Consider the following 5,130-nt stretch of genomic DNA (forward strand, 5'->3'; position numbering starts at 1 on the left):
ACAGTCCATTATCACAATCACAGGATCAGCAGATCCAGCTTTTTCAATAACATAGCGAGGTGTGCATTATGTCGTGGGATCGGTCTGCCCGGTGATGACGAGGTTTTCATGCGCCTTCAGCCAGGCGCCTTGGGCCAGCTGTCGCTTGGCACTTAATTGGGGTCTCCCTCACTTTGTGTGGTTCATCTGCTGTTAGTGGCGCTGTCGCTATGGACGGGCATGCGAACGAAAACGAAATGGTCGCCCGGCCCAGGGGGTGACATCGCCACTGCGGTCCTTCGACCAAGTCGATTCAATTCTGAATTTCGGCCTTTAGATGTTTGTAGCGATTGAATCAGCGACCAAGATCCGGGCAATCGCGGTTATGGTGACCGCGAGCCACTAAGCTTGTGCCGTACCCTTACAATGATTCATCAAGGCGTTTACCTCGGCAATCACGAGATCCGGCGTGATGTCGAACTTGCATCGGACTTTGACCGGACAATGCCGCACTTGGTCCAGACCACACCCGCGACATTCAATAACACTCATAAGCATGCTGACCAGGGGACCTCGAAACCCCCAAATCTCCGGTAGATGTGACGCCGTGAAAATGCCGATAGTAGGGCGGCCAAGCTGGGCAGCGACATGCCCGGTGCCTGAATTGTTCGAAACGACGAGCGCGGCCGAATTCACGAGATAATTGAATTCCAATTCCGACAAGTCGACAGCCGTCCGAATGTTCGCGGCTCCACGATCCCGAGCTATGTTCGCAACCTCCTCAAGCGCTTCCAGGCATTCGCCACGGGCAACGAGGACCACCTCACCACGGGTCGAAAGAGCAGCGACAACTTTGCCAAAACTTTCAATCGGCCAATCTCGCAGGCTGGAATTGGAGAACGGAGCCACGACAATCGGGGCATTGCCTGTAGTCGAATTCTGTGGGTGACCCGCTCCGCTTTCGAAATAGGCAGCTGCCTTTGCGACCAGAAAGAGGAGGATTTCTGACACATGCTGGAGACGCACCTGCTTGCGGTCAATGAACCAATCAAGCCATCTACGAGGGATTTTGTTAGCAAGCCCTATTTTTTGGACCAGCTTGTAGAGGATGGTTCTGCGCAGTTTCAGATTGAATGGCGCTATCGCAATATCGATCTGATGCATGCTGTACGGATCAACTATCGCCGCACGGTGCCTGGCGGGGACTTCAAGCAAGATGGGCCTTGTTTCTTCCGGAACACGCATATCAATGGCAAGATCAAACTCGCCGGTCAGCAGCGGCCTTATGTCGGCGGCTTTTTTGCGCGTTTTGACTTTTGGGTTGCGAGGAAAAAAGTCAAAAGCAATGTGATCGTCGGCGAGGTCGAACTGTTTTGCAGTAGCGATGTTCCAGCTTCCCACCACCAGCGTAATGTGGGCATGCGCAAAACGCTGACGAAGGTCCTTTAGGGGCCCTAGAGACATCCAAAAGTCGCCGACATGATCAAGCTTGAGGACCAAAATTCTCATCCTTGCGCTTGACTGTTCCGGCTCTTCCCAGCTGCGGTATATAATTTGATTGCGGTCGTGCTTTGTAAAATATGCCATTGCCATTCCGAAGATTATACGGTCAACACTGATAGCCAGTGACGCGTGTGTAGGGTTGGAGTGCTCCCCACTTGTCCGCGTCTCCGCAAGAATTCTGCCATCAGATCCAAGCCGCGCTCCAGCAGGAGCTGTCGGGCGAAGTCTGCATCTCTAGCGGTGGTAGCGCGCCAAGAAGCCAGCTATGTCCCGACCCGCAATGTGAAGGGCTTCGTCACGGTCTTGCATGCAGTGAGTTCGAGAAACGCCGAGTAGACGGCGATCGCCAAGCCGCCGTCCCCAGATCTCGAGCATAACGGCAGTGGCCTCGCTCTTTGGTCGATGCTGATCCTGAATGAGACCGTCGCCGCCGGCGACGACATCGCCGGCCGGATTGACCGTCTCCGGCACGCCCTGTCGCTGTGGTCCCGCATCATGGTGGTTAACAAAGGACCCGCCGCAGGCGCTTTTTTCTGCGCGTCCGGGTCGTCCAACATGAAGTGGACGAATCAACCCTGTGATGAAGTCGACCGCCAGCCCGCAGGGAGCGGGGAGGCGGGGGAGAAGTACACGGTTATTCGCCGAGCTTGGATAGCGGCATCGCTATCACGCTGAGAGCCTGTTATGCTGGTCCAGCGTTTGATCGCAGTCTTGATCCGTGCGAGCAGCTTGTGAGGGATGCAACCGAACGAGGCGCTGCTCCCACAGTCGTCGCAGGCCCTCCATCACAGCGTCACGCTTAGCCTGATCCGGCGCAATTGTATTGAGGAGATCTCCCAACATGGCTTCGCCCTCAATCCGCATCAGCAGATTAAACAAGTCGTGTGAAATTCGCACACTGTCACTGTTGAAGTGGGTCGTGCTGATCTCGCAGTGAGTTTCCCGACGATCTGGCGCTTTGTAAGCGCGGGTTTGATGGAGGGACACATAGGGCGGCAACGAAACCGCAAGCGCAGTCCAATCCTGCAGCGTTGCAGCCCGCTTTTTTACCAGGAAGGGCCCGACCACAAGTCCATCCAGCTCTGTCGTCAGAAAGGTGGCAATCGCGTCTGCAACCGAATCCACGATCGGTTCGGCATTGTTGTTAAAGGACGTATTGAGCAGAATTGGAGTGCCTGTGCGCTTCTTGAACGCATTGATGACCTCCCAGTACGCGGGATTGGCGTTGTGCGATACTGTTTGCAGGCGAGCGGTACCGTCGACGTGCGTGATGGCACCGAGCAAGGCGCGCTTTGAGTCACGCACGCGAACGACGAAATTCATGAATGGAAATTCGTGCCTACCGTCCGGGAGGTCGAAAAATTCGCTCGCATCCTCCTCCAGCACAGATGGCGCGAAGGGCCGATAGCCTTCGCGCTTCTTGACCATCGCATTGATCCGGTCCTTGTTTGCGGCGGGCCGAGGGTCGGCAAGAATGCTGCGGTTGCCCAGCGCACGTGGCCCAAACTCCGAACGACCCTGCACCCAGCCGATCACGGCGCCGTTGGCGATCCAGTCGGCTGCACTGCTTGCCACGTCATCAGAGCGTTCAACCTCGAGATGTCCGGCCCATGCATTCAGTTCCTGTTGCACGGCGCGCTCGCTCCCGAGATCAGGACCCCAATAGACCTCCTGCAGTCGCTCACACGGCGCGGGGCGGCCCATCTCGTTAGAGACTATCAGCGCAGCTCCCAATGCGCAGCCAGCGTCGTGAGACGCGGGTTGCACGAAGATGTCTTCGAAAAGCCCTGAATACAGCAGCTTACCGTTCATCGTACAGTTGTGGGCCACCCCCCCCGCCAGGCACAACCGCTTCATGCCGGTGGCCTCACGGTGATGCCGGAGAATGTGGAACACGATCCGCTCAAGCGCTTCCTGCAGTGACGCACTCACATCTCGATGCTGCTGGGTGAAGGGCATTCCCTTTCGCCTGACCTCGATATTGCGGAGCAACGCCGGACCGATGCGGTCGAGGTGAACACGGTAGCCACCGCCGTTGGCGGAGAGCTCGTAGAACTGCTCGAAGAGCTCGCGATAGGGAGCGGGGTCGCCGTAGGGCGCGAGTCCCATTACCTTATACTCGTCGAACAAGCCGTAGCCGAGATAGCGGATCGTCTCGAGATAAAACAGCCCAAGAGAATTGTTCTCGGGGAAAGCCTCGAGTTGCGTAATTTCTGTGCCAGACCCTACCGCCAAGAGGCCCGATAGGAAATCACCAGAGCCATCAATCGCTAGAATGAGACTTTGTTCGAAGCCCGACATTGCAAAGGCGCTCACGGCGTGCGCCTGATGATGACTTACGAATGAAATACGCGAACTGTCCAACTTAGTGCCGAACTCACGCGTTAACAGATCCTGCACCAACGTTTTAGCATCCAACGGAATGGAGAGAATGTCCGGGTGGGATGCGGACATACCTTCAAGCATGGCGTTGGCATAGGGCTCGCTGGCGTAGAGCGCGACACGATCAATGTCGTTGAGCTGAACCCCCGCCGCTGACAGACAGTATTGAATCGAACGAATTGGGAGCTTGTTGGAGTGTTTCATCCGATTGAGGCGTTCCTCTTCGACGGCTGCTATCACCCGTCCGTCTCGGACGAGCACCGCGGCGCCATCGTGCATAAAGGCGTTCCGAAGCTCGAATCGGTTTTCATGGACTTGGTCAAGTCCGCCGCTAATTCCTAGACACAGCATTTCTTTCTCCACATAGTGACGGGCAAGCCAAATTGGCCTGCCTCCGTTTCCAACTAAATAGGCCGCATTGTCGCTTGCAGCTGCAACCGCCTGTCAGGCATCACCGGCATCAAAGAACGCCTCATAAGGGGTCCGCCTGAATCAACATGAGATGCTTCGATCGTGGCGCCTGCCGTTCCATGACGCCGAGAGCTTGGCTGGATCACCGCGCCGTGAACTGGCCCGATTTCATTCCCCGAAAGACCGTCGCACAGCGAGTGACACGTGCTGCACTGTCCACCTGCTTCCCGGTCGCACATCCGATAACGCCTTCGGCTGTGCAGGAGGCCGCATCGCGTCATGCGTCGGCCAAACATGGCACCGACTGGAAGCACGGCAATACCGCGTAGATGTAAAGTGCGCTGATGTTGTATGGTAGCGCTGCCGGCCGGGTCTCCAATCCGCTGCCCAGACGAGCCGACCGGATCTGCCTGCGGCAATAAGCCCGCCCACAAGCAGAATCGCGCTGGGCAGCGGGCTCGCCTGCAAGACTTCGCAGCTCAGGAACATTGGGGACGACTAGCGTCGAACCGCCGACATGGTCGGCCAGTTGCAACTCACTTCTCGGCACGACCTCCACTGCACGTCAGGGCGCATGGAAGATTTTCTCCTTGGATGGGTGATCGGTGCGGACGTGCTTTTGTCCATGCAAGATTTCCGAAGAGTTATGAAATCGTTTGTTTCGATCAAAGTCATCCACGCTATGAATAGCTGACGGACATGCGCTTCAAAGGGCTTCAGGCTTCCTGGATGGCTACTCCGATTTGAAGCGCGTGGCATTCCATGCGCTCTTGACCTTGCCCCTCTGATCTAATCCGGTTTGAAGTTCGTTCTGGCCCATCGAGAGGACCAGGACATGAAACGTAGCCGCTTCTC

The 5,130-nt window shown here is 56.5% G+C and carries 3 protein-coding genes; 1 reads left to right on the forward strand and 2 read right to left on the reverse strand.

Features of this window, described 5'->3' with window-relative positions; genetic code table 11:
• Positions 1 to 381 precede the first annotated feature (381 nt).
• Positions 382 to 1,566 (reverse strand): glycosyltransferase family 9 protein, encoded by a 1,185-nt coding sequence (locus NKH43_RS35075; RefSeq protein WP_352571661.1) that lies wholly within the window; start codon positions 1,564 to 1,566, stop codon positions 382 to 384.
• A gap of 318 nt (positions 1,567 to 1,884) precedes the next feature.
• On the opposite strand from NKH43_RS35075, the gene NKH43_RS35080 reads away from it, so the two are divergent.
• Positions 1,885 to 2,157 carry a hypothetical protein gene (locus NKH43_RS35080; RefSeq protein WP_352862035.1) on the forward strand — a complete coding sequence of 91 codons (273 nt, stop codon included), beginning with the start codon at positions 1,885 to 1,887 and terminating at the stop codon, positions 2,155 to 2,157.
• On the opposite strand, the gene NKH43_RS35085 is transcribed toward NKH43_RS35080, so the two are convergent.
• The gene (locus NKH43_RS35085) at positions 2,149 to 4,215 is read right to left on the reverse strand and encodes a carbamoyltransferase family protein (protein WP_023679092.1); all 2,067 of its coding nucleotides are present in this window, start codon (positions 4,213 to 4,215) and stop codon (positions 2,149 to 2,151) included. The genes NKH43_RS35080 and NKH43_RS35085 overlap by 9 nt on opposite strands.
• Positions 4,216 to 5,130: the final 915 nt, after the last annotated feature.

Origin of the sequence: Mesorhizobium sp. M1163 (genome assembly GCF_040318415.1) — a bacterium.
GTDB lineage: Bacteria > Pseudomonadota > Alphaproteobacteria > Rhizobiales > Rhizobiaceae > Mesorhizobium.

Bases quoted from the DNA above. Each gene is read 5' to 3' on its own strand.
- NKH43_RS35075 (WP_352571661.1), bottom strand. From the start codon at position 1,566: ATGGCATATTTTACAAAGCACGACCGCAATCAAATTATATACCGCAGC.
- NKH43_RS35080 (WP_352862035.1), top strand. From the start codon at position 1,885: ATGCTGATCCTGAATGAGACCGTCGCCGCCGGCGACGACATCGCCGGC.
- NKH43_RS35085 (WP_023679092.1), bottom strand. From the start codon at position 4,215: ATGCTGTGTCTAGGAATTAGCGGCGGACTTGACCAAGTCCATGAAAAC.